General features: G+C 38.6%; 15 protein-coding genes and 1 tRNA gene. 15 read left to right on the top strand and 1 reads right to left on the bottom strand.

Translation table 11 applies throughout. From position 1 onward, the window contains the following. The 15 genes from M9949_12315 to M9949_12245 all read left to right on the top strand — a co-directional run. Positions 1-842, top strand: an 842-nt coding sequence (locus tag M9949_12315; protein ID MCO5252184.1) for a T9SS type A sorting domain-containing protein, incomplete at its 5' end; no start/stop codon positions are given. Positions 843-852: 10 nt separating this feature from the next. Beyond that, complete coding sequence (locus tag M9949_12310; protein MCO5252183.1) at positions 853-2,304, top strand: T9SS type A sorting domain-containing protein; 1,452 nt, start codon at positions 853-855, stop codon at positions 2,302-2,304. 555 nt (positions 2,305-2,859) lie between these two features. Next, positions 2,860-3,234 carry a hypothetical protein gene (locus M9949_12305; protein ID MCO5252182.1) on the top strand — a complete coding sequence of 125 codons (375 nt, stop codon included), beginning with the start codon at positions 2,860-2,862 and terminating at the stop codon, positions 3,232-3,234. Positions 3,235-3,416: 182 nt separating this feature from the next. Then, complete coding sequence (locus tag M9949_12300) at positions 3,417-5,711, top strand: tail fiber domain-containing protein (protein MCO5252181.1); 2,295 nt, start codon at positions 3,417-3,419, stop codon at positions 5,709-5,711. Between the two features lie 17 nt (positions 5,712-5,728). Then, positions 5,729-8,356: a tail fiber domain-containing protein gene (locus M9949_12295; protein MCO5252180.1), complete on the top strand. Its 2,628-nt coding sequence runs from the start codon at positions 5,729-5,731 to the stop codon at positions 8,354-8,356. A gap of 14 nt (positions 8,357-8,370) precedes the next feature. Next, positions 8,371-10,413, top strand: coding sequence for a hypothetical protein (locus M9949_12290; protein ID MCO5252179.1), 2,043 nt, complete (start codon positions 8,371-8,373; stop codon positions 10,411-10,413). After that, positions 10,365-11,951 (top strand): tail fiber domain-containing protein, encoded by a 1,587-nt coding sequence (locus tag M9949_12285; protein MCO5252178.1) that lies wholly within the window; start codon positions 10,365-10,367, stop codon positions 11,949-11,951. The genes M9949_12290 and M9949_12285 overlap by 49 nt, the downstream gene beginning before the upstream one ends. A 17-nt stretch (positions 11,952-11,968) precedes the next feature. Next, positions 11,969-15,808: a tail fiber domain-containing protein gene (locus M9949_12280; protein ID MCO5252177.1), complete on the top strand. Its 3,840-nt coding sequence runs from the start codon at positions 11,969-11,971 to the stop codon at positions 15,806-15,808. Between the two features lie 9 nt (positions 15,809-15,817). Beyond that, a complete protein-coding gene (locus M9949_12275; protein ID MCO5252176.1) occupies positions 15,818-16,534 on the top strand; it encodes a hypothetical protein in 717 nt (238 codons plus the stop codon). A gap of 356 nt (positions 16,535-16,890) precedes the next feature. Continuing rightward, positions 16,891-17,943, top strand: a complete 1,053-nt coding sequence (locus M9949_12270; protein ID MCO5252175.1) for a hypothetical protein — start codon at positions 16,891-16,893, stop codon at positions 17,941-17,943. A gap of 9 nt (positions 17,944-17,952) precedes the next feature. Next, positions 17,953-19,737 (top strand): hypothetical protein, encoded by a 1,785-nt coding sequence (locus tag M9949_12265; GenBank protein MCO5252174.1) that lies wholly within the window; start codon positions 17,953-17,955, stop codon positions 19,735-19,737. Between the two features lie 192 nt (positions 19,738-19,929). Then, entirely contained in the window at positions 19,930-21,495 is a 1,566-nt protein-coding gene (locus M9949_12260; GenBank protein ID MCO5252173.1) for a fibrobacter succinogenes major paralogous domain-containing protein, read from the top strand. Positions 21,496-22,315: 820 nt separating this feature from the next. Then, a complete protein-coding gene (locus tag M9949_12255; GenBank protein ID MCO5252172.1) occupies positions 22,316-22,639 on the top strand; it encodes a hypothetical protein in 324 nt (107 codons plus the stop codon). A gap of 27 nt (positions 22,640-22,666) precedes the next feature. Then, positions 22,667-24,070 (top strand): fibrobacter succinogenes major paralogous domain-containing protein, encoded by a 1,404-nt coding sequence (locus M9949_12250; protein ID MCO5252171.1) that lies wholly within the window; start codon positions 22,667-22,669, stop codon positions 24,068-24,070. 129 nt (positions 24,071-24,199) lie between these two features. Next, positions 24,200-24,742, top strand: coding sequence for a CDP-alcohol phosphatidyltransferase family protein (locus tag M9949_12245; GenBank protein MCO5252170.1), 543 nt, complete (start codon positions 24,200-24,202; stop codon positions 24,740-24,742). Between the two features lie 393 nt (positions 24,743-25,135). Here M9949_12245 and M9949_12240 read toward each other — a convergent pair. After that, positions 25,136-25,225 (bottom strand) — tRNA-Ser (locus M9949_12240). Positions 25,226-25,230: the final 5 nt, after the last annotated feature.

Below are 25,230 nucleotides of genomic sequence, written 5' to 3'. Positions count from 1 at the left end.
CAATTGCAACAAAAGATGGAAATTATTTTGCTTATATAAATTCATTTAATCATACGAATGGGAAATTTTTGCGTCCAATCCCTGTTAAAATAGACAAAAACGGAAAAATAATTTGGTCTCTGTACGACGAAGTATTAAATATAAATACACAATATTTTGGTGTAATGAATGCCATTGAACTTGAAAACGGAGATATAATATCAAAGTTTGTAGCAAGCGATGAACATAATATGGAGGGATTAATAAGAATAAGTCCCGACGGAAAGATACTAAACTGGACCATATTCAAAGACAATGTTCCGAATTCTGTTTACTACAGATTTTTTAGTATGTTTGCAATGAACTATATTGAAGAGCTAAACATGTTCGTATTAGCAGGAGGACAAGCATCGATAGCTTTACCACGGACTTACAATAGAGTACTGATTTTCTTGGATGAAGATTTTAATATTGTTTACGAGTATGTAGAAGATAATCCAACAACATTTGAGTATCCTTATACTCAATATTTAGCATATTTAGGTAATAATGAATATCTGATATACGGAACCGATGCACAAGCAGGTTTACCATATATCGCTAGGTTTAAATTGGATTTAACTAATTTAGAAGAACCATTTAAAAAATATCCGAGAATAGTAATATATCCACAACCTGCTAATGATATAATTAATCTCAATTTAGAATTAAATGTACCCCAGAAGATTGAGATTTATGATTTAAATGGTTTACTTATAAAAGAAGACATTATTTATATAGATAGTTTGTATGTTGGTGACCTTGCTTCAGGGACTTATTTAATCGTCTTAGGTAATATAAAACTAAAATTTTTAAAAATATAAAGGAACTATAATGAAATATTTATTATACATAGTATTCTTTCAATTGTTTACAATTCAATTACTATTTTCATCTGAACCTGAGGTTTTATGGGAATATCAAATTGATATACCAGAAGAATTGACACTTTCGGGTAAAAACTACACAAAATTAGGTGATGACTGTATAATCAGTGCTTTCGAATTATTTGAAATGGATAATTGGCTTAGTAAAATTGCTATATATTGTTTGAATCTTGATGGCACAAAAAGATGGGAAAAGATGATAACATATCCGGATTCTTTGCCCAAAAGAATTAATATTCAAGAGATTAAAATTATTGATAATGATAAACTTTTGATAAGTTTGGCTGACTTCGGACTTATAAATACTCAACGGACTCTTGACTTTTATTCTCTTGCAGATGGTTCTCTAATTTTGAGAAAAGAATTTGATACAACAGCTTTTGACATGAGTTTTGAATACAAACTTTTAAGAGTTAATGAACGAAACTTTGCTTTTGGTCGAAGAAGTAAAAAAGATGAATCTCTTAAATTAGTTGAATTTAACGATGGATTTGATATATTGAATATTACTCCTGTTAATACTGAAGAATTAGATTTTGATATTTGGTCCTTTATGATATATTTGAATTATAGCAACAATAGTTTTACATCATTTTCAATTTGGGGAAATCCAACAGTCGGAAATACGATGTTGAATTTTGATATGTCAGGTAATATCAATTGGGCTTTACAATTAAATCCACCTGGCTTTGATTCCAGCAGTATTTACTTTTTAACACCTTATTTGGACAATGGCTATATAGTTGGCGGAGATGTAATAAATAAAGAAGAAAAGTATTTCATGTATGGTTTTATTACTTTTGATGGGGAATTGACTTGGGCAGACCCAATACAGATGAACAAGAGAGAATTATTATACGGCATAAAAACTTTAAATAACGGTCATATTGCTTACCATGGAACATACTTGGCACCGGAACCTGTTGATGGTCAATATATAACAAACGCATTTATTAATATCATTGACCAAAATGGAGATATAGTCAATAATTTCAGCTGGAGATATTATCCCAATAGCTCGAACGCATTGACAGTAGAAGAAATGCCAAACGGCAATTTGATTGTAGGTGGAACACAGACTTATAGAAACTTATTTGTATCAATGATAAAACCAGTCGTTAGCAGCATTGCGGATAACGAAAGAAATGAGTATGCTTTCTCCATCCACCCTAATCCGGCTTCGGAATATATAGAAATAGCTGTAGATATCAACCCTACGGTTAACCGTAGGGTTGATGAAGCTGCTGAAATTAAAATCTACAATACTCTGGGTGAATGTGTAATGACCGTAGAGACAATTCATGAATTGTCTCTACAAAGAATTGATATTTCACATCTCTCTCGTGGTGTGTATTATCTCTGTATTGGCAGCCAAACGCAAATGTTTGTGAAGATGTGACAGATGAAGACTTCGGAAGTCTAATTTTCAAAATAGATGAATTTAATAAGCATCTTGATGTTAATTATTAAGACTTCCGAAGTCTAATATGTGTGATTTTCAATATTTAATTCATATCAATCATATTCATCATGTAAATCATAGTTCTGACTAACCATCCCGTCAGGTGTAACACCTGACGGGACATTAACTTCTGCGGATAATCACTTTGCTATAAAAACATACCCCGAAGGGATTTTATATCTATAGCTGTTACACACACGAGCCCGAGTACTTTACCCCTAAGGGGTTAAATATCTATATCGCTTACTCCATACATAGGTTGAGCATTTTATTTAAATATATTTTAATTTTTATTCAAACATTAAATTAATTATTTTAAATAGCTTATGCTATGCAAAATAATGAATCTACAAAATCAAGGAATTTTATAATTTAATTGAAATTTTTCTTGTTTATATCCAAAAGTTTACTATTTTTAAAATATCTAATTGATTAATTTTTAATCAATTATGTGTTCTTTGATTCTAAATATTTCAAATAGGGAGTCTAAGTATGAAACAATGTACTTTCCTTGCAGCAATACTTTTTTGTATTACGAGCTCATTTTCTCAAATTCCCCAAACTATCAGCTGGCAGGGAATTTTGCAGGATGCTGATTCAAAAAATCTTTCAGGCACCTTTAGCCTGACTGTCAAGTTATACGATGTCGCTTCGGGCGGCACCGCTATTTGGAACGAAACACACAGTAATGTCGCCGTCGCTGACGGACTCGTTAATCTTTCATCTTGGAAGCGTTACACCTTTAGTATTAATTTCGGTGATGAATACTGGCTCGGAAATCACCGTTGGGAGCGGAACCTCTTCCGAGGATTAAACTTTCATCTGCCATTCACTGCATTCAAAAACGGCAGTCTGCAACGAAACTGACCTTGACCTGGAGCGGCAATACTAATAATAACAGGTACTATTAGTAGAAGTGGTAATGTGGGAATTGGGACATCATCCCTTAACTGCTTTACTCCATACACATGAAGACAGATACGGCAATCGGCTATTTTCGGGATCAATCCACAGACCGGTGCCCTCCCGCAAGCGGAGCAGGCACACGTATGATGTGGTATCCAGATAAAGCAGCTTTCAGGGCGGGTTATGTAACGGGAAGTCATTGGGATATGAGCAATATTGGAATTTCCTCAATTGCTATGGGTAACAATACTATAGCAAGCGATGATATGTCTATGGCTTTTGGTTCATCAACAGTTGCTTCAGGATATGCATCTTTTGCATTTGGAGCGGGTACTTTAGCATCGGGAAATGTAGCAACGGCTTTCGGAAATAATACATCTTCAACAGGAATCGCTACCACCGCAACCGGACATAGTACTACTGCATCCGGTAATTATTCATTTAGCATGGGATATGGAACCCAAGCCTTGGGCGCTTTTTCATTAGCTATGGGCAGAAACACTTCTGCTCATTCCGGCTTTGAAGTAGTTTTGGGCTCTTTTAGTACTGAATATACTCCTGTAAATGCATTCGGTTGGAGTGAAAATGACCGCTTGTTTGTAATAGGCAACGGCTTGGGTGATTGGGCGCCGAGCAATGCAATGACTGTGCTGAAAAACGGTAAAGTTGGAATCGGTACTGAACTCCCAACACATCATCTTGATGTTAGCGGGCAAGTGCGTATTCGTGGCGGCAATCCGGGCGCAGGAAAAGTGCTGACAAGCGACGCCAATGGCACTGCTACTTGGGAAACAAGACAATCTTTGCCCGCAGGTTCAAATTTATATTCTCTAAGACATAACGGGGCTGAATGGGTAGCTGATTACTTTTTAAAAAATTCAGGCAGTAGTATTGCAATCAACGCTGTTAATAATAATAGCTATAAATTGTTTGTTCACTCCGAACAAAATACCGGATATGGTCCGGACAAAGCTGTAATTTATGGATATAGAGAAGGATTTGTAGAAGCACATAAAGGGGGAACAAATTGGTCTCAAATCGGTATTGATGCTGCAATTAAAGGTTGTTCTTACTATGGCAATAATTATACAGCCGGTATTGCCGGTTATAGCTCCTTAAATTTTACTAATTCAGCAGCTCTTTTAGGAAGTAGTTATGACGGCAATCACAGAGGTGCAATAGGGTTTAAAGATTTTAGCGGCGCATTATGGGCAGGACACTTCACGGGGAATGTACACATCAACGGAAAATTAGGGATAGGTACATCAAGTCCCTCAGCACTTCTTCATTTGCATGAAACAGGTTTCAGTGGCGGTAATGTTGTATTTGTTGGCGAATATTTAGACCATGATATTCATCAGCCACCTGTATCGGGCTCGGGAACACGCATGATGTGGTACCCAAATAAGGCGGCTTTTCGTGCAGGACGTGTAGCAAGTACACAATGGAATAAAGATAATATTGGATATAATTCTGTAGCATTTGGATATAATGCAAAAGCATCCGGAAATTCTTCTACTGCTATGGGTTACGAAACCACCGCATCAGGATCTAGTTCAACATCTATGGGATACGAGACCACCGCCTCGGGAGCTTATTCCACATCTCTGGGAAATAGCACTACTGCTCAATCTGCATATTCAGTAGTCTTAGGCAGATATAATTTAATTAGCGGCGGTTTATATGGATGGGAAGCAACTGACCCTTTATTTGTAATCGGAAATGGCTCTTCCACTACTTCACGAAGCAACGCTTTGACAGTTTTAAAAAATGGAAAAACAGGCATAGGAACAGCATCACCAAGTGAGCTTTTGCATATAAATAATTCTACCGGAACTGCTAAATTGCGAGTTTCATCTGCGTCCACAGCCCTATCGGAGCTTACCTTTTATAGCGGAAACTCTTACGTTGGTGCAATTGGAAGTGATAATGCCAACAATTACTTTTACATCTATCAAGGTGGAAATATTATTTTCAAAAATGGCAGAATTGGTATTCAAACTGTGACAAATCCTACATTTGCCCTACATTTACCAAATAGTACAAGTGATGGCATCGGCAGAGGACGCGCAAATGCTTGGACTACTTACAGCGATAAAAGGATTAAAACTGCCACTGAAGAAATTCAATATGGACTTAGCGAAATATTGCAGCTTCAACCGGTAAAATATTTCCAACATAATTCAAAATTTGACGATGGTAAATTAGTAATTTCCGATATTGGGGCAAGCGATATTGGTTTTATTGCCCAAGATATTTTCAAAATAATTCCTGAAATTGTCAGCGTACCTGAAAATGAAAACGGTGAACTTTGGGGGCTAAACTATGAAAAACTCACTCCAATACTTGTAAAAGCTATTCAAGAGCAACAAATGAAAATAGACGAACTCGAGCGGAAACTAGAACAACTTTTGCAAAAATTTTCTGAAAATAAATAAATAAAAGGGAAAGCAAAATGAAAAAGTCTGTACTGATTTTCACATTTTTCTTGATTTTTGGAAGCTCTTTATATTCTCAAATCCCCCAAACCATTAGCTGGCAGGGGATTTTACAGGATGCTGATTCAAAAAATCTTTCGGGCACCTTTAGCCTGACTGTCAAGTTATACGATGTCGCTACGGGCGGCACCACTATTTGGAACGAAACACACAGTAATGTCGCCGTCGCTGACGGACTTGTTAATCTTACTCTTGGAAGCGTTACACCTTTTAGTATTAATTTCGGTGATGAATACTGGCTCGAAATCACCGTTGGGAGCGGAACTCCTCTTCCAAGGATTAAACTTAGCTCTGTGCCGTATGCACTGCATTCCAAGACGGCAGAGTCTGCAAATGAAACAGACCCGACCTGGAGCGGCAATGCCAATACAACAGGTACTATTAGTAGAAGCGGTAATGTGGGAATTGGGACATCATCCCCAACCGCTTTGCTCCACACACATGGCGATGGAGGCGGCAACGTACTATTTTCGGGGCAGATCAATTATACAGACCCTGGCAACCCTCCCGCAAGCGGAGCAGGCACACGTATGATGTGGTACCCCGATAAAGCAGCTTTCAGGGCGGGTTATACTAGCGATACGCAATGGGATAAAATCCAAACAGGATATTATTCAAGCGCTTTTGGAAACAGTACTATTGCATCCGGCTGGGCATCAATGGCTGCAGGAGAAATGACTACCGCTTCGGGCGACTGGTCGATAGCCATGGGATCCAACTCAACGGCTTCAGGCGAAACTTCCATGGCAGCAGGAGAAGGAACCACTGCATCGGAACCATATTCAGCTGCGTTTGGCTTGGGAACAAAAGCTTCAGCTTATGCGTCCTTTGCCACGGGAATTTATACCAATGCCTCTAATTACGCAGGATTTGCCATTGGACAACACAATATTGGCGGAGGCACACCCGACAGAGGCACGCCCGACAGTTGGGTGCTTACTGACCCGGTATTTGAAATCGGAATTGGCACATCTGCAGCCAGTAAAAACAATGCAATGACCGTTTTGAAAAATGGAAATACAGGAATTGGCACTGACACGCCAACAGCCCTGCTGCACACCCGCGGAATAGGCACCGGACAAGGGAATGTGGTTTTTGAAGGTAATCTAAAGGACTTCAATGTACCAACACCTATATCAGGTCCAGGAACTCGGATGATGTGGATTCCTGATAAGGCTGCTTTTAGAGCTGGCTATGTAGATGGAACCCAATGGGATAATATCGGTCTTTTTTCAATGGCATTTGGTAGAAATGCAATCGCCTCAGGTGATGGTTCCTTTGCTGCTGGAGAGACTGTTAACGCTTCAGGACCCGGAACCCTTGTATTTGGGGAAAACTCAACTGCCCTGGGAAATTATTCGATAGCATTGGGACAAAACAACACTGCTTCCGGATATTACTCCACCGCAATCGGTTCTGGATCAGTCGCTTCCGGATGGTATTCAACTGCAATAGGTTTGGATCTTACTTCCCAGGCTTATGGTTGCTTTACTGTAGGCCAAAAGAACCTGGCTTTTGGCGATCCGTATAACTGGAAAGCTACAGATCCTTTGTTTGTGGTGGGATACGGAACAGGTTTTTTCTCAGCCAACGCCCTTACAGTGTTAAAAAATGGAAATGTTGCAATCAAGGGTTATGACCCTAGGAAAGACCTCAGCATAGGCAATTATCTTGATCTTTATTCAGGAGGTAGCAGCGCTATAACAGCAGCAACAGTCAGGGCAAATTATGGACATCTGTATATTAGTTCATTTGACGCTGGAAATCTTTATTTTAATTATGATGGAGGCAGCGGTGAGGCACGGTTCTTTGCAGGGAACTCCTCCGTTGAACTAATGCGAATCAGTTCCAATGGAAGAGTGGGTATTGGAACAACTACACCCCGCCAGCAACTTAGTATTGGCGGCTACCTAGACCTTTACTCAGGCTATGTAAATACACCCTCGCGCCCATCCATTAGGGCTTCAACAAATAACAACCTAATTATAAACGCATTCGATACCGGTATTCTCTATTTTAACTTCGATGGAGGCACCGGTGAAACTCGATTTTATGCCGGAGCAGGAGGTGCCGAATTGCTTCGCATCAATCCCGATGGCAAGGTTGGTATAGGCACCAAAGCCCCAACTCAAAGCCTTGACGTAAACGGCAATGCACGTTTTCGAAGTATCAGTTCAGGTGCATATGCTGGCGTTGTTAACCGCACTTCCGACGGAACGCTCACCACTGCTACTTCAGATATTCGATTTAAGGAAAATATCGTAACTTTAGAGAATAGTCTTGAGCGAGTCATGCAGTTGCGTGGTGTCAGTTTCACTTGGAAAAGTAACCCCGAATACGGTACTCGTATTGGTTTTATTGCACAAGAATTTGAAAAAGTTATGCCCGAACTTGCGTTTACCAATCCTGCCGATGGCTATATGGGAATTAATTATGCTGAGATAACTGCTGTATTGGCAGAAGCAATTAAAGAGCAGCAAGCTATTATAGATGAACAGAGTAAGAAAATTAATATTCAACAAAATGAAATAGATAATTTAAAACTTAAATATGAAAAATTGATGCTATTATTGTCAAATAAATAAATTTAAGGTGATTTATGAAAAAAACTTTCCTCATAATTACAGCGATATTTTTTTCTGTTTTGAATTTATCAGCACAAATTCCCCAAACCATTAGCTGGCAGGGGATTTTGCAGGATGCTGATTCAAAAAATCTTTCGGGCACATATAGCCTGACTGTCAAGTTATACGATGTCGCTACGGGCGGCACCGCTATTTGGAACGAAACACACAGCAGCGTAGTAATCGTTGACGGACTTGTTAATCTTACTCTTGGAAGCGTTACACCTTTTAGTATTAATTTCGCTGATGAATACTGGCTCGAAATCACCGTAGGAACCGGCACTCCGCTTCCAAGGATTAAACTTAGTTCTGTGCCGTATGCACTGCATTCAAAGACGGCAGAAAGTATAACGGGTTCTATAACCGAAAGCGACCCTCTATTTACTGCAAGTCCGGCATCGGGCATATTAAATACTGATATTACAAACTGGAATGCAGCCTACTCTTGGGGTGACCATTCCACTGAAGGATATTTGAAATCATTTACCGAAATGGACCCGCTATTTTCCGCTAGCCCCGCAGCGGGCATTTTAAATACCGATATTCTGAACTGGAATACAGCCCACTCTTGGGGTGACCATTCCACTGAAGGATATTTGAAATCATTTACCGAAACAGACCCTGTGTTTAGTGCAAGTGCATCAGCAGGAATATCAAATACCGATATTTCAAACTGGAATAATGCACACGGTTGGGGTGACCATTCAACAGAAGGTTATCTAAAAAGTTATACTGAAACAGACCCCAAATGGAATGGTGAAGCAAATCCTGACTCTTCTATATATAGGAAAGGCAATGTTGGAATTGGCACTGAAACACCGTCTGCTTTGCTACACATTAACGGCATCGGCACCGGAGAGGGGAGTGTGTTGTTTGTGGGAGAATATAAATCAACTGATCCGGGAGAACCTCCTGCTCAAGGAGCCGGCACACGTATGATGTGGTACCCTGACAAGGCTGCATTCAGGGTTGGCGGTGTAACTGCTACCCAATGGGATAAAGATAGTATAGGAATCTATTCTATTGCGATGGGTTATAATAGCAAGGCAAGGGGATCGGATGCCACTGCAATTGGGTACAATACAAAAGCTCTGGGGAAAAATTCGATGGCATTAGGATTTACCACTACCGCCTCTGGATTTTTTTCCACGGCAATTGGAAATGGCGCAACAGCCAAATCTGCTTTTGAAACAGCAGTGGGAGGGTGGAACACTGATTATGAGCCGAGTTCAACCACTTCATGGAATCCAAATGACCGCCTGTTTGTAATTGGAAGCGGTTTTGACTCGCCAAGCGATGCAATGGTTGTGCTAAAAAATGGCAACATAGGTATCGGAACCAGTACACCTTCGGCTTTGTTGCACACACTTGGCCAAGGGCAGGGAGAAGGAAATGTTTTGCACGAAGGTGAATACAAAGGAACTAACCCGGGCGACCCGCCAGCATCGGGAACTGGAACCCGTATGATGTGGTACCCCGACAAGGGTGCTTTCAGAGCAGGCTATGTTGGTGGTACTGCATGGGACAAGAACAATATAGGCAACTACTCTGTTGCGCTGGGATATGGCAGCATTGCTCAAGGTCTCTATTCATTTGCAGCCGGTGGAAGCAACTCGGCTTCCGGGCAAGCTTCAGTGGCTTTGGGTAATGGCGGAATGGCTTCCGGCGATTATGCATTTGCCATGGGAGCCGAGGCTTCTGCCGATGGCGATTATGCTTTTGCTATGGGAACCGAGGTGAATGCCTCCGGCAATTTTTCAGTTGCAATCGGCGGCTACCTGAACTCAACAGGCGAGGCATCAGTGGCAATGGGCATGGAAAACAGTGCAACCGGCGACTATTCCGCTGTAATAGGATTCAATTTGAGCGCACCATCCCATCGTATGCCGAAACAGTTATTGGTGCCTACAACGAAGAATATACACCCAAAAAAGCGAATACTTGGGATGCTTCAGACCGCCTCTTTGTGGTGGCGAACGGTACCAGCAGCACACCAAGCAATGCCATTACAGTACTGAAAAGCGGAAATACAGGAATTGGCACCGATGTTCCAACGGCACTTCTTCATACCAACGGAACAGGCACAGGCCAAGGCAATGTGCTGTTTGTTGGTCAGAGTAAGCTCCCAGATCCCGGCGACCCGCCAGTTTCGGGAACTGGAACCCGTATGATGTGGTACCCCGATAAGGGTGCATTTAGGGTTGGACATGTAACCGGTACAAATTGGAACAAAGACAGTATTGGAATTTATTCCGTGGCATTGGGTTATGACACCAAGGCAAAGGGATATTATTCCACGGCAATGGGATTAGAAACAACAGCATCGGGAGATGTTTCCACGGCAATGGGATATAATACTACCGCTTCGGGATTTCGTACCACGGCAATTGGTTCTGGTGCTTCCGCTTCGGGATTTTATACCGTTGCCATTGGAAGCGGAACTAACGCTTCGGCAAATTTTTCTACGGCAATGGGAGCCAGCACAACCGCTTCTGCAAATTATTCAACTGCAATGGGAAGCAGCACAAACGCTTCGGGAGATTGGTCCACGGCAATGGGAAGCAGCACAAACGCTTCGGGAAATCATTCCACGGCAATGGGAAGCAGCACAAACGCTTCGGGAAATTATTCCACGGCTATTGGGCATCAAACAACTGCATCTGCATTGGCATCAACAGCTATTGGGAGATATAATATTGGCAATGGTGAAGCCAATAATTGGACTTTAACCGACCCAATATTTGAGATAGGCGTCGGAACAAGTGAATCCAACAAGCATAATGCAATGACTGTTTTGAAAAATGGCAACACCGGAATTGGTACAATTAATCCGGGCGGTAATAGGCTTAGGGTAGTTTCAAGCGTCTCGGGCGGAACCAATTCTACGGGCTTTTTTGAGAATACTCATTCATCGGGATTAGCACTCAGGGCTTCCACTAACTCAAGCGATGGAACTATTCTTTCTATTCAGGAAGGTGATGGATATTCGTTGCGTTGCGATGGGTATGACCCGAACTGGTTTGTTGCTATGATTGTAAAAGGACGGCAAGTGGGTATCAATACCTCTGCGCCCACCCAAAACCTCGATGTAAATGGCAATGCACGTTTTCGCAGTATAGCTTCTGATGCATATCACGGAGTATTAAATCGTAAATCCGACGGAACGCTCACCACTGCTACTTCAGATATTCGATTTAAGGAAAATATCTTAACTTTAGAAAATAGTCTTGAGCGGGTGAAGCAGTTACGCGGTGTCAGTTTCACATGGAAAAGTAATCCCGAATACGGTACTCGTATTGGCTTTATAGCACAAGAATTTGAAAAAGTTATGCCCGAGCTTGCTTTTATTAACCCTACCGATGGCTTTATGGGAATTAATTATGCTGAGATGACCGCTGTATTAGTTGAAGCTATGAAGGAGCAGCAAGCTATTATAGATGAACAGAATAAGAGAATTGATAAGCAACTAACGATAAATGAGGAGCAAGAGAAGAGAATTGATGAACTCGAGCGGAAACTCGAACAACTTTTGCATAAATTTTCTGAAAATAAATAAATAAAAGGGAAAGTACAATGAAAAAGACTGTACTGATTTTCACATTTTTCTTGATTTTTTGTGGCTCTTTATATTCTCAAATTCCCCAAACCATTAGCTGGCAGGGGATTTTGCAGGATGCTGATTCAAAAAATCTTTCGGGCACTTATAGCCTGACTGTCAAGTTATACGATGTCGCTACGGGCGGCACCGCTATTTGGAGCGAAACACACAGCAATGTAGTAATCGTTGACGGACTTGTTAATCTTACTCTTGGAAGCGTTACACCTTTTAGTATTAATTTCGCCGATGAATACTGGCTCGAAATCACCGTTGGGAGCGGCAGTCCGCTTCCGAGGATTAAACTTAGTTCTGTGCCGTATGCTTTGCATTCCAAGACGGCAGAGTCTGCAAATGAAACTGACCCGCAATTTTCCGCAAGTCCGGCATCGGGCATATTAAATACTGATATTACAAACTGGAATACAGCATATTCATGGGGCAATCACGCTGATGAAGGATATTTAACAGAATATTCAGAAACTGACCCGCTATTTTCCGCAAGTCCGGCATCGGGCATATTAAATACTGATATTACAAACTGGAATACAGCCTATTCGTGGGGCAATCACGCTGATGAAGGCTATTTAACTGAGTATTCAGAAAGCGACCCAACTTGGGACAACGGTGGAAATGTATCAAATAATATCGGTCGTCTCGGAAATGTCGGTATCGGCATTTATACTCCTACTGCCCTGTTACATACTCATGGACTTGGTGATGGAGAAGGTAATGTGCTACATGTGGGTGTATTCAAAGACACACCGGGCGACCCACCGACATTAGGAGCAGGCACCCGTATGATGTGGTATCCTGATAAAGCTGCTTTCAGGGCTGGGAGTGTGACCGGTACACAATGGGACAAAGATAATATTGGAAAATTTTCCGTAGCAATTGGTTCAAATACAATAGCTTCCGGAGATTTTTCAAGTGCAATGGGTATAAATACAACAGCATCAGGAAATTCTTCAACTGCATTGGGCTGGTACTCAACAGCATCAGGATATAGTGCAACTGCCATTGGGTCTTCAACCGACGCATCCGGTTCGAAATCTATCGCATTAGGTTCAGAAACAACTGCTAAATCAGGTTTTGAAACAGTCATCGGAAGATTTAATACGGATTATACTCCAAATTCAATAACAGATTGGAGTGAAACTGATCGTTTATTTGTTATCGGTAATGGCACTGCAAACGATTCAAGAAAAGATGCATTAACAGTTTTGAAAAATGGAAATTTAGGGATTGGCACTTCTACCCCAACTGCTTTGCTACATACTAATGGCATAGGAACAGGTGAAGGTAGTGTACTACATGTAGGTGTATTTAAAGACACACCGGGTGACCCACCAACTTCAGAAGGAAGTACACGTATGATGTGGTATCCTGATAAAGCTGCTTTCAGGGTTGGGAGTGTGACCGGTACACAATGGAATAAAGATAACATCGGTAATTATTCTGTTGCCATGGGATATAACACTAAGGCATCAGGAAATCACTCTACTGCTTTGGGGTGGAACACAACTTCTTCAGGGCATTACTCAACATCTTTAGGTGCCGGTACAACAGCATCAGGGAACTACACAACTGCCATGGGGGTTAGTGCAATGGCATTAGGATATTACTCTACGGCTTTGGGATTTGGCGTTTCATCTCCATCTGCTTATGAAACTGTAATTGGAGCTTTTAACACAACATACACTCCTACATCCGTCTCATCATGGCATTCCACCGACCGTTTGTTTGTGATTGGCAACGGCACACCTGGCGGACCAAGAACTGATGCAATGGTAGTACTGAAAAATGGTAGTACAGGTATTGGCACTTCAACCCCCACAGCACTACTCCATACCAACGGTACGGGAACAGACGAAGGCAATATTCTATTTGTAGGAGAATATAAATCAACTGATCCCGGTGACCCTCCTGCAAGTGGTGCGGGTACACGTATGATGTGGTATCCGGATAAAGCGGCATTCAGGGCAGGCGCTGTAATAGGTGTTCAATGGGACAAAGCAAATATTGGAATCCATTCTGTAGCTATGGGCTATAATAATACCGCATCGGGAGATTATTCCATTGCAATGGGACATAGCACTTATGCTTACGGGGATTATTCAACAGCAACCGGGAGTAATTCAGATGCAGCCGGAGATTATTCTACTGCAATTGGGTATGCTAATACTGCCTCAGGAGGCATTTCTACTGCAATGGGAGGGAATACAATCGCTTCAGGAGATGTTTCTACTGCAATGGGTGGAGGTACAACGGCGTCAAGTACATTTTCAACGGCTATGGGAGAGAACTCAACAGCTTCGGGTTATGCTTCTACAGCGATGGGTTCAAATACAAAGGCAAGGTCAGGATATGAAACAGTTCTGGGAAGATGGAATGTTGATTATACTCCCTCTACGCCTTCAGCTTGGCATGTAAATGACCGACTTTTTGTAATTGGCAACGGCACCGGAAGTACTTCACGAAGTAATGCAATGACGATTTTGAAAAACGGTCGAATTGGAATTGGAACTGCGACTCCTGCTGCTCTTCTCCATATTACCGACACAGATGAAGGAAATATACTCTTTGAAGGTGAATTTAAAGGCTCTGGTCCAAGTGACCCGCCGACATCTGGTGCAGGTACCCGCATGATGTGGTATCCTGATAAGGCATCATTCAGAGTCGGAAGAGTAAGTTCTACTCAATGGGATAAAGATAGCATAGGTGACTATTCTGTCGCTATGGGATACAACACAAAAGCATTAAATGTTTACTCTACTGCTTTGGGATATTCAACAATAGCATCAGGAAGTATCTCCACAGCTTTGGGGAATTCTTCTAAAGCATCAGGATATAATTCCTTAGCCATGGGGTATTCTACAATAGCATCAGGATATATCTCCACGGCTATGGGGATTTATTCTGAATCATCAGGTGATTACTCATTTGTTTTAGGTAATCAAATACAATCTCCATCAGCTTATGAAACTGTTATAGGAAGATATAACACAACATACACTCCTTCATCCGGTGTATCATGGAATGTAAATGACCGCTTGTTTGTAATCGGCAACGGTACGGGAAATTCTACCCGAAGTAATGCCTTAACGGTACTAAAAAATGGTCGTGTTGGTATTGGAACTGATAGCCCGAGTGCAGGATTGCACCTTAAAGGTTCATCGCACCCGAGCAGTTTTATTTATCTTGAGTCGGATTTAGATGAAGATGCCGGTTTACGTTTTTATGAGGGAGATACAACAAAGTGGCACATCTTTAATAACTCAAGCGCTGCAGGGCTTTCTATCTATAACAGTGCATACTCTGTTGCTCTGTTTGCTAAACAGTCCAACGCATATATTGGTATAGGTACAAGCAGTCCAAGTCAGCGTCTTGATGTAAACGGTAATGCCCGTTTTCGCAGTATCAGTTCAGGGGCATATGCGGGTGTTGTTAACCGCACTTCCGACGGTACGCTCACAACTGCAACTTCGGATATTCGATTTAAGGAAAATATTGAAACTTTAGAGAATAGTCTTGAGCGAGTTATGCAATTGCGTGGCGTCAGTTTTACATGGAAAAGTAACCCTGAATATGGCACTCGCATTGGCTTTATAGCACAAGAATTTGAAAATGTTATGCCCGAACTTTCTTTTACCAATCCTGCCGATGGCTACATGGGAATTAATTATGCCGAAATGACTGCCGTATTGGCAGAAGCAATTAAAGAGCAACAACAATTAATTGAATCGCAAAATACCAAAATTGATGAACTCGAGCGGAAACTTGAACAACTTTTGATAAAATTTTCTGAAAATAAATAGGAATTAATAATGAAACACTTAATCTTAATTTTCTTATTTTTTGCAATTAATTTGCATTCACAGACCTATCAAATTAAAAATCATGTAGTTGGTAGCTCTGCTACGACTGTTTCCAACAGCGATTATAATTTTAGGAGCACATTAGGACAGCCCGCAATTGGCAAAATCCAGAACGTAGATAATATTATAGGTTCGGGATTTTGGTACACAATCGGTAAAACGGCTGATGGTATGCATATTATATATTTAAACCTCGGTTGGAATCTGATTTCTACATATGTTGAACCGGAATTTGCTGCACTCGAAGACATTTACTCCGAGATTGAGGGAAGCACTGTCATAGTAAAGAATAATTCCGGGCAGATTTATTATCCTGAGTTTGATATTAATGATATTGGAGATTGGGACGTAAAGCAGGGTTATCAAGTCTATATGTCGAGCGCTGAAACACTCACGATTTCGGGCGAGAAAGTTGCACCTGAAACGACCGAAATCACTCTCACAACGGGTTGGAATATGCTCGCATACCTACGCGATAATGCTATGGATATTGAGATTGCCCTTGCTTCGCTCGTTGCTGATGACAAGCTCGTCATCGCAAAGGACAACATGGGCAACGTCTTCTATCCCGCTTTCGACATAAACATGATTGGCGATATGCTCCCCGGTCAGGGCTATCAAATTTACCTGATAAGCGGAGCAACGCTGACCTATCCGGAGAATTAGAATAATTTTAACCTTCCGAAGTTTCGCAAACTTCGGAAGGTTTTTTTATATGTAGTAAACTCATACCCCTAACTCGCAGTCTCCAAACTCTGCCTATTATATTGCCGCAAATCAAATTTTTCCTATCAGAAACAAAATGAATATAGACAAATGAAAATATTCGATTGTTTAGTTGTATATAATTTTTTATTTTGAATGAATGAGATTTCTGATTTGTTTTTTATAATTTTTTAGTTATATTTGCCTAAGTGTTTTGTTCATAAGTGTGAAAGTATATGTGAATTATAAATACAAGTCCTATTAATGAATAATACATAGAATTTTAATATATTCTTAAAAATATTGGGAGTGCTTTTATGAATAGGGTTTTGATGATTTTGATAATTATTGTCATTTCGACAATTAATTTATATTCTTACAAAGCTATCATTGTTCAAAATGGCAATGATGCAAAATTGTATCAGGTTACCGAGTTGCAAAAAGCACTTGATTCGGCAGCAGTTGGTTCGGACGTGTATCTACCCGGCTATGATTTTTCCGGCACAACTATCACAATTAGAAAAAAACTTAACATATACGGGACAGGTTTCTATTCATCTGCAACAAATGAAACGGGAAAGACTATTTTGGGGATTGTTATTTTTAATTCAGGAAGCGACAGCACTTTATTAGAAGGAGTATATATTAGTAACGTACTCAGAATTTCATATACTGCAACTCACAAAGTTTCCAATTTAATGTTTAGAAAATGTAATATCAGGGGACTGGATGTGGCAAAAGCAGATACATCGAAGTTTCACACTTTCAAAGATTGCGTTTTGTATAATCCAACAATCTCTTCGAAAGCTGTAGGTATCAAAGTTTACAATTCGATAATTGACCCCAATCCAGGTTCTACAATTTATGGGCTTATTTTTGAATCTTACAATACAAGTTATATTAATTGTATTCTGCATTATCCTGATGTCAATGGTTCAAAAGGTTTATTTTGGGCGTCTAATTCTGCTTTTAACCTTTTTGAGAATTGCATATTCTTGAATACTTATGAACTTAAAAGTCTGGGCTTAAATAACGGTTTTGTAAATTGTTTGTCTGTTTATAATCAGACTGATTGGGGAGTTGATAATTACAATGTAGATTGCCTTATTAATCAAAACAAGGATTCGATATTTGTTGATACATTGGATATTTATAGTTTTTCTGAAGATTTCGATTATCACCTTAATGAAAATTGTTTAGGAAAGGATTATGGAACTGACGGCACTGATTTAGGGATTTATGGCGGTACTTATCCATACAAAGAATTAGGTATTCCAATTATTCCATACATTAAGAGCTATAATTCAGCAAATAAAACTGTGAATGGAACGCTTGAAGTGAACGTAGAAGTTGAATCTCAAACTGAATAGGAATGAAAAATGAGAAACATTTTACTATATTCCATTATTTTTCTTTCCGTTAATGTTATTTTTGCAAATAAATTAACAAATTATGAATATTGGATTGATTATGGTTTTGAAAATAGAATTCAAAATGTAATTAACGATGCAGATTCCAATCTATATTTATCAGAAAACATAGATTTAACACATTTGGTTCAAGGAATTCATACATTCAACATTCGGTTTCGGGATAGTTTAAATAAATGGTCAGTTGCTCAAACAAGTTTTTTCTACAAACCGGCTAATGATTCACTAATGGATAATTATAATTATCCAAATAATACTCTCACAGCTTATGAATATTGGGTTGATGATGATTTTGTAAATAGAAAATATGGGGTGATAAACCCAAATACATCTCTTTTGAATCTTGATTCTAACTTCTTATTTGAGAACATAAATTCAGGAATTCATAAATTCGTAATCAGATTCAAAGATAGCTTTGGCAAGTGGTCAGTTGCTCAAACAAGTTTTTTCTACAAACCTGCAAATGATTCATTAATGGATAATTATAATTATCCAAATAATACTCTCACAGCTTATGAATATTGGATTGATGATAATTATGTTGATAGAAAATATGGGGCGATAAACCCAAATACATCCCTTTTGAATCTTGATTCTAACTTTTTATTTGAGAATATAAACTCTGGAATTCACAAATTCGTAATCAGATTCCAAGATAACCATGACAAGTGGTCTATTGCTCAAACCAGCTATTTTTACATTCCTGATGATACTGAATTTAATGAAATCGAATATTCGTCGAATAAAATTTACGGATATCGCTATTGGTTTGATAACAATCTTGAAACTATTTTTACATTAATATTAGATAATAAAGAAGAAACATTTTCAGAAATAATTAATTTGCAATGTCCCGAATTGGATACATTGGGTTTGCACGTGTTACACATGCAATATATGGATTCAGTTGGAAAATGGAGTGTCGCAGTGTCGGATACATTTATTTATGAAGGATTTGAAGTTTCCAAACCGATATTAAAATCCCCTGCCAATAATTCAAACATAAAAACTGATACAATTTTAAAATGGAATATTATTCCGTACATTAGCAAATATTATATTCAAATATCAGATACAAATGATTTTTCCAATATTATGGTGTATGATTCGCTTACAAATGTAACTCAATATGAAATTAATTTAGTTGATTTAAAAACTTATTATTGGCGAATTAAAGCAGAATATGAGGACATTTATAGTGATTGGTCGGAAGTATGGTCATTTACGACTGTGGAGGCTGCGCAAAGTATTTCGCTAAATACAGGCTGGAATCTGATTTCCACCTATGTAGAGCCGGAGATTGCTGCACTCGAAGACGTTTTCTCCGAAATTGAAGGAAGCACTGTCATAGTAAAGAATAATTCCGGGCAGATTTACTACCCTGAGTTTGATATTAATGATATAGGAGATTGGGACATAAAGCAGGGTTATCAAGTCTATATGTCGAGCGCTGAAACACTCACGATTTCGGGTGAAAAAGTGGTGCCTGAAACGACCGAAATCACTCTCACAACGGGGTGGAATATGCTCGCATACCTACGCGATAATGCTATGGATATTGAGATTGTACTTGCTTCGCTCGTTGCTGATGATAAACTCGTAATCGCAAAGGACAACATGGGCAACGTCTTCTATCCCGCTTTCGATATCAACATGATTGGCGATATGCTCCCGGGGCAAGGCTATCAAATATACCTGATAAGCGGAGCGACGTTGACATATCCGGAGAATTAGAATAATTTTATCTTTCCGAAGGTTCGCAAGCTTCGGAAGGATACTTTTAAATCTTCATTTTTTTCTCAGGTGAAGGATTATTCTTGAATTCACAAACAATTTGATTTATGTTTCTAAAGCATTATTCAACATTGTATTAACAAGATATTTGAGATTGACGATTTGATTTTTTTTTAAATTATGGAGTTCGCTATGAAGAGAGTTATAACAGCTTTATGTATCTTGTTTTTATCATTTGTAGTAACATATTCAGCTTCAAAAACTATGATAAAATTTTCTACAAATGCTAGCAATGATACAATAGTATATGATATTAATGATATCGATAAATTAGAGATTAAAAAATTCAATAATAACTATACAATGAAAGTATATTACAAGATAGATTCATCTGCATCATATCAGATATCGGCATTAGATTCGTTGAAATTTCTAACCGGAAATGATTTAAAGTACTTTAACATTTATTATTCTGACTTAACTAAGTCCTATTTAGTATCAGATATAGACAGTATCATATTCATTCAAAATCAGGACAATTTCGAAACTGTAACCATTGGCAATCAAGTTTGGATGGTTAAAAATCTTGATTTAAGTCATTACCGAAATGGCGATACAATACGACACGCAGTAAGTGATGCAGACTGGGTAGATGCTGGAAATAAAAATGAAGGTGCCTGGTGTTATTACGACAATGACCCTGCCAACGGTGCAATATACGGGAAACTGTATAACTGGTATGCAGTAAATGATTCACGTGGATTAGCACCATCCGGCTATCTTATACCGAGTGAAGTGGATTGGTCAACACTACATTCCTATTTAAGAACTAATAACCAATATTGGTGCAACAATAACAATCACCTTATCGCAAAGTCGCTTGCAGCAAAGGAGAGGTGGAATACTAATAATGCAACTTGTTGTATTGGAAATAACTTAAATTCTAATAACAGCAGTGGCTTTTCCTCTCTTCCTGGCGGTTTACGTGAATTAAATGGTGGCTTCAACGGTCTAAATTCAGGAGGTAACTGGTGGACGGCTTCTGCAAGCCAAGGGTCGGGCGCCTATTGGAGGTACTTGATCAACTGGAGCTCTATTCTAGACAGTTGGTACACTAGTAGGGTTAAAGGCTTTTCAGTTCGTTGTATTGTAGGGTCAGTTTCTGCAAATGATTCGTTAATGATATATTTCAAAAATGGTATGGTCGAGAGCATATCAATTCAAAATATTAAAATAATTGATTTTGAATCAATAGATATTTTCGAACACAACATTACACTCAACCTCGGTTGGAATCTGATTTCTACATATGTTGAACCGGAATTTGCTGCACTCGAAAATGTTTTCTCCGCAATTGAGGGAAGTACCGTCATCGTGAAGAATAATTCCGGGCAGATTTACTATCCCGAGTTTGATATTAACGATATTGGAAATTGGGACGTGAAGCAGGGCTATCAAGTCTATATGTCGAGCGCTGAAACACTCACGATTTCGGGCGAGAAAGTTGTACCTGAAACGACTGAAATCACTCTCACAACGGGTTGGAATATGCTCGCATACCTACGCGATAATGCTATGGATATTGAGATTGCCCTTGCTTCGCTCGTTGCTGATGATAAACTCGTAATCGCAAAGGACAACATGGGCAACGTCTTCTATCCCGCTTTCGATATCAACATGATTGGCGATATGCTCCCGGGGCAAGGCTATCAGATTTACCTAATAAGCGGAGCGACGTTGACATATCCGGAGAATTAGAATTTATATTTAAATATTTCTTTCATAGATGCTGAATATGTCTGATAAAATAGTACTATTCAGCATCATATTATATAATTTAACAAGTCTAACATAATAATTAGTATTAAATAAATAATAGTTTGTATTGATATAAAAGATAATATAGAGGATATTAATTATATATTTAGTTTTCCCCATGATATATTTACTACTTAAAGCATAAATAAAGTAATATTTTGTTTGTAAGTAATGTGAATATTATTTATATTTAAATTAATGATTAAGTGAAAATCTTAAGATGTTCTTTGAAAAATGTGTATGTCGATACAAATTGTTAAAGTTTTTGTTAATAAGTTTTAATAATTTTACATTCTTTTCTATCATAAAATGGATATAATATCAAAAAGTAAACATGGAATACTTATACCTATTCAATATCCATTAGTAACTACCTAATGACTTGCTTCTAAAGAATCCGTATGTGGCATCACACGGTCAAGTGGCTCTATTTATCTTCTCATATTAGTGTGACTTCGCCAAATATGAGAACCCAGTATTTTGTACATTAATATTTAGGAATTGATCTATGCCGAAACAAACAGTTTCTAGGATTAGGAGGTTACTTATATCAATTGAGAAAAGAGATTTCTTTGATAAACCATTCCTATGGCTTTATGATTTGATTGCAATTACAAATTTGATTTTCCCTTTATATGTGTTATATCTCGCCTACTCAAACAGTATTTTTAAAATACCGATGAAATTTACTTTATCTTTCATGATATTGTGGGTAGCACTTCTTATTATGGGATGGGTAAGTTTTTTAATATGGCGAGAAATGAGAAAAACTATACCTTATAATAATGATACAATCAATCAACCTATTTTGATTTACAAGTTTATACATCTATTGAGAACATTTGGGATTTGGTCGGGATTGTGGGTTGGCATTATAGGATTTGTCTTTGCTTCAACTACATCAATCTTATTAGGTCAGAAAGTTGAATTGCTTTATAAAATCATTGGAGTTAGTTTTCTTGGGACAGGTTTTTTGATGATTGTTCTAATGCCAATTTACGGATTTCTTATAATCTTTCTGTCTCATTTTTTGTCTGAATTAATTATGTTATTTGTTAACACTACAAATAGAGAACAAAATTAATTTTTTAACTATTAAGGAGTTTTTGAAATGAACAGTTTCATTAAAGTATTTTATTTAATATCAGTTTTAGCACTGATAGGCTTATTTGCGTGTGATGAATCAAGTGGTCCAGACAAAAACGGTGGCAACGGAGTTATTGATATAGGCGGCGAAACCGAACTTGATTTGACAAAACCGGGTAATGAATTTAAGGTAATTATCGAAAAGGGAAGCCCGGAATTTGAGAAAATCAAGAGATCAATAAAAATAACTTCTAATAACCAAGGTATTGTCACTACAGAAGGCATAGCTGAAATCAGTGTGGAAGATTTTATGACTTTGAAATCAAAATACATGCCTGATATTATCAGCGATAATGAAATATTTGATTATGCTACAAAACGTGGTATTACTTTTGATACTAATAGCACAGAAGGGTTTAAAGTAGGTCATGATTTAAAGCTAAAAATTACCAGCGAGGGAATCCAAGACTTTTATCTTTCTAAAGGTGATTTAAGTAAACCGAACACATTAGTCAAATATTCTTCTAAAGTTGGAGATGTATATGCTTTCACATGCGATGAAGGAATTTATCGAGAACGAAGAGTTGTACACAAAAGCTCAGTGCCTGATTGGGAAACCAATATGGGAAAACTAAAAACTATTAGAGTTGAAGAGAACTTGAAAGACTTTTTAATTGCAGAGAAAGTTACTTTTGTATTTAATGAGGAATACGGACTTGTAGGAGGGATATTGTTGCTATTAGATGGCGAAGAAATAATAATCAATCTCTTTCCTCCGGATTGGCTGGGAGCCGGAGACCGCCCGAAATCAGATGCTGTAATAATCGGTAACCAAACATGGATGACAAGGAATCTTGATGTATCACACTACAGAAATGGAGATAAGATACCTCAAGTGCAAGATCCGCAAGAATGGGACAAGTTGACAACAGGAGCTTGGTGCTATCTACATAATGACCCCAAAAATGTTGAATTATACGGAAAGTTATATAACTTTTGGGCTGTAAATGATCCACGGGGTTTAGCACCTGTGGGTTGGCGAGTGCCAAGTGACGATGATTGGAAAGAGTTGGAAATGTATTTGGGAATGAGTCAGGAAGAAGCAGATAAACAAGGAGAAAGAGGTACAACTGAGGGAGCTAAATTAGCAGGTGGCAAAGATTTGTGGGATGGTTGGGGACCAGACCTCATAAGCGAACATCCTGATTTTAATAAAAGTGGATTTTATGGTTTTCCCGCAGGTTTTCGTGCCAATGGACATTTCTTTGGTGAAGGATATGATGCTCAATGGTGGTCATATTATAAAGACGAATTTACAGGGAACAATTGGCCCACTTACAGGGGTTTAGAATACGAAAGTACAAAAATATATACTTCCGGTTATCAAAGAAATTATGGCTTGTCTGTCCGTCTTATTCGGGAGGAATAGAAATATGTTATACCCTTCTTGAATCTCCGGTATGGTGTAAAAAATCGATTTTTGGTGGACTCCTCTTTAAAAGTGGAGTCCTTCTGTTTCAAAGCAGATGATTATACAATTTCCAATTTGAATGAAAATATGCTAAAAAATATTGATATTAAGATATTGCCAAATTCGCTATCAGTTACACGAATATTTCTTGTCCTTGCGCTAATTTTCTTAAAGCCGTTTAGTATAGAGTTTTTAATAGTACATTTCTTATGTGGTATTACCGATGTGCTTGACGGATACATTGCTAGAAAATTCAAAGTAGAAACTAAACTGGGTGAGAAACTCGATTCTATGGCTGACATTTTTTGGGTTGTGGTCTTAGGGGTTGTTTTGTACCCTTATATTGATGTATCCAATGATGTCATTCTTTGCATTGCTGCAATTGCAATATTAAGACTTATATCTATTATCATCGTCTTATTCAAATATCAGACTTTGGGAATACTTCATACTATTGGAATTAAAATAACAGCCATTCTTTTATTCTTGGTTCCATTTTTTATTCAATCAGATTTGTTGATGTTTTTAATTTGTGTTTTTGGTAGTATTTCTGCAATTGAAGAATTTCTAATTCATTTATACTCCAAAAACTTTAACCAAAATAGAAAAAGCATTTTTTATAGAAGTTAATGTTGCATCTTCGTGTATGCCTATGTTTAACATAACGAGGCGTTTCTTAGATGCACTCTTCCCTTCGACAGGTTCAGGAAGCGGATAAATATATTGTAGGGACAGAATGCTGTTTTGTCCCTACAAGTGTTTGTTTTTCTCCGTCAGGTGTAACACCTGGCGGAAAAAGCTTGTCTGAACTATCTCTTTCGTCATTCTGAACGAAGTGAAGAAACCACCTCTTTCACAAAAACTTGATTCTTCGACTTCGTCACAGAATGACCAACTGTTCGGGCTGAATGCTGTTAGGGTCCCTACTAAGTATATTTTTAAATATGAATCCGGTAATATGTTGGAAACAAAAAACAAGCCCTCGTAACATATTATATTACAAGGGCTTATGAATTCACTTAGCGGAGAGGGAGGGATTCGAACCCTCGGTAGCGGTTGTACCACTACGTCGGTTTAGCAAACCGGTGCATTCAGCCTCTCTGCCACCTCTCCGTTTC

Origin of the sequence: Candidatus Kapaibacterium sp. (genome assembly GCA_023957315.1) — a bacterium.
Classification (GTDB): Bacteria; Bacteroidota; Ignavibacteria; order Kapaibacteriales; family UBA2268; genus PGYU01.
Note: the sequence above shows the minus strand (reverse complement) of the source record. Positions and strands in the feature narration are given on the sequence as shown.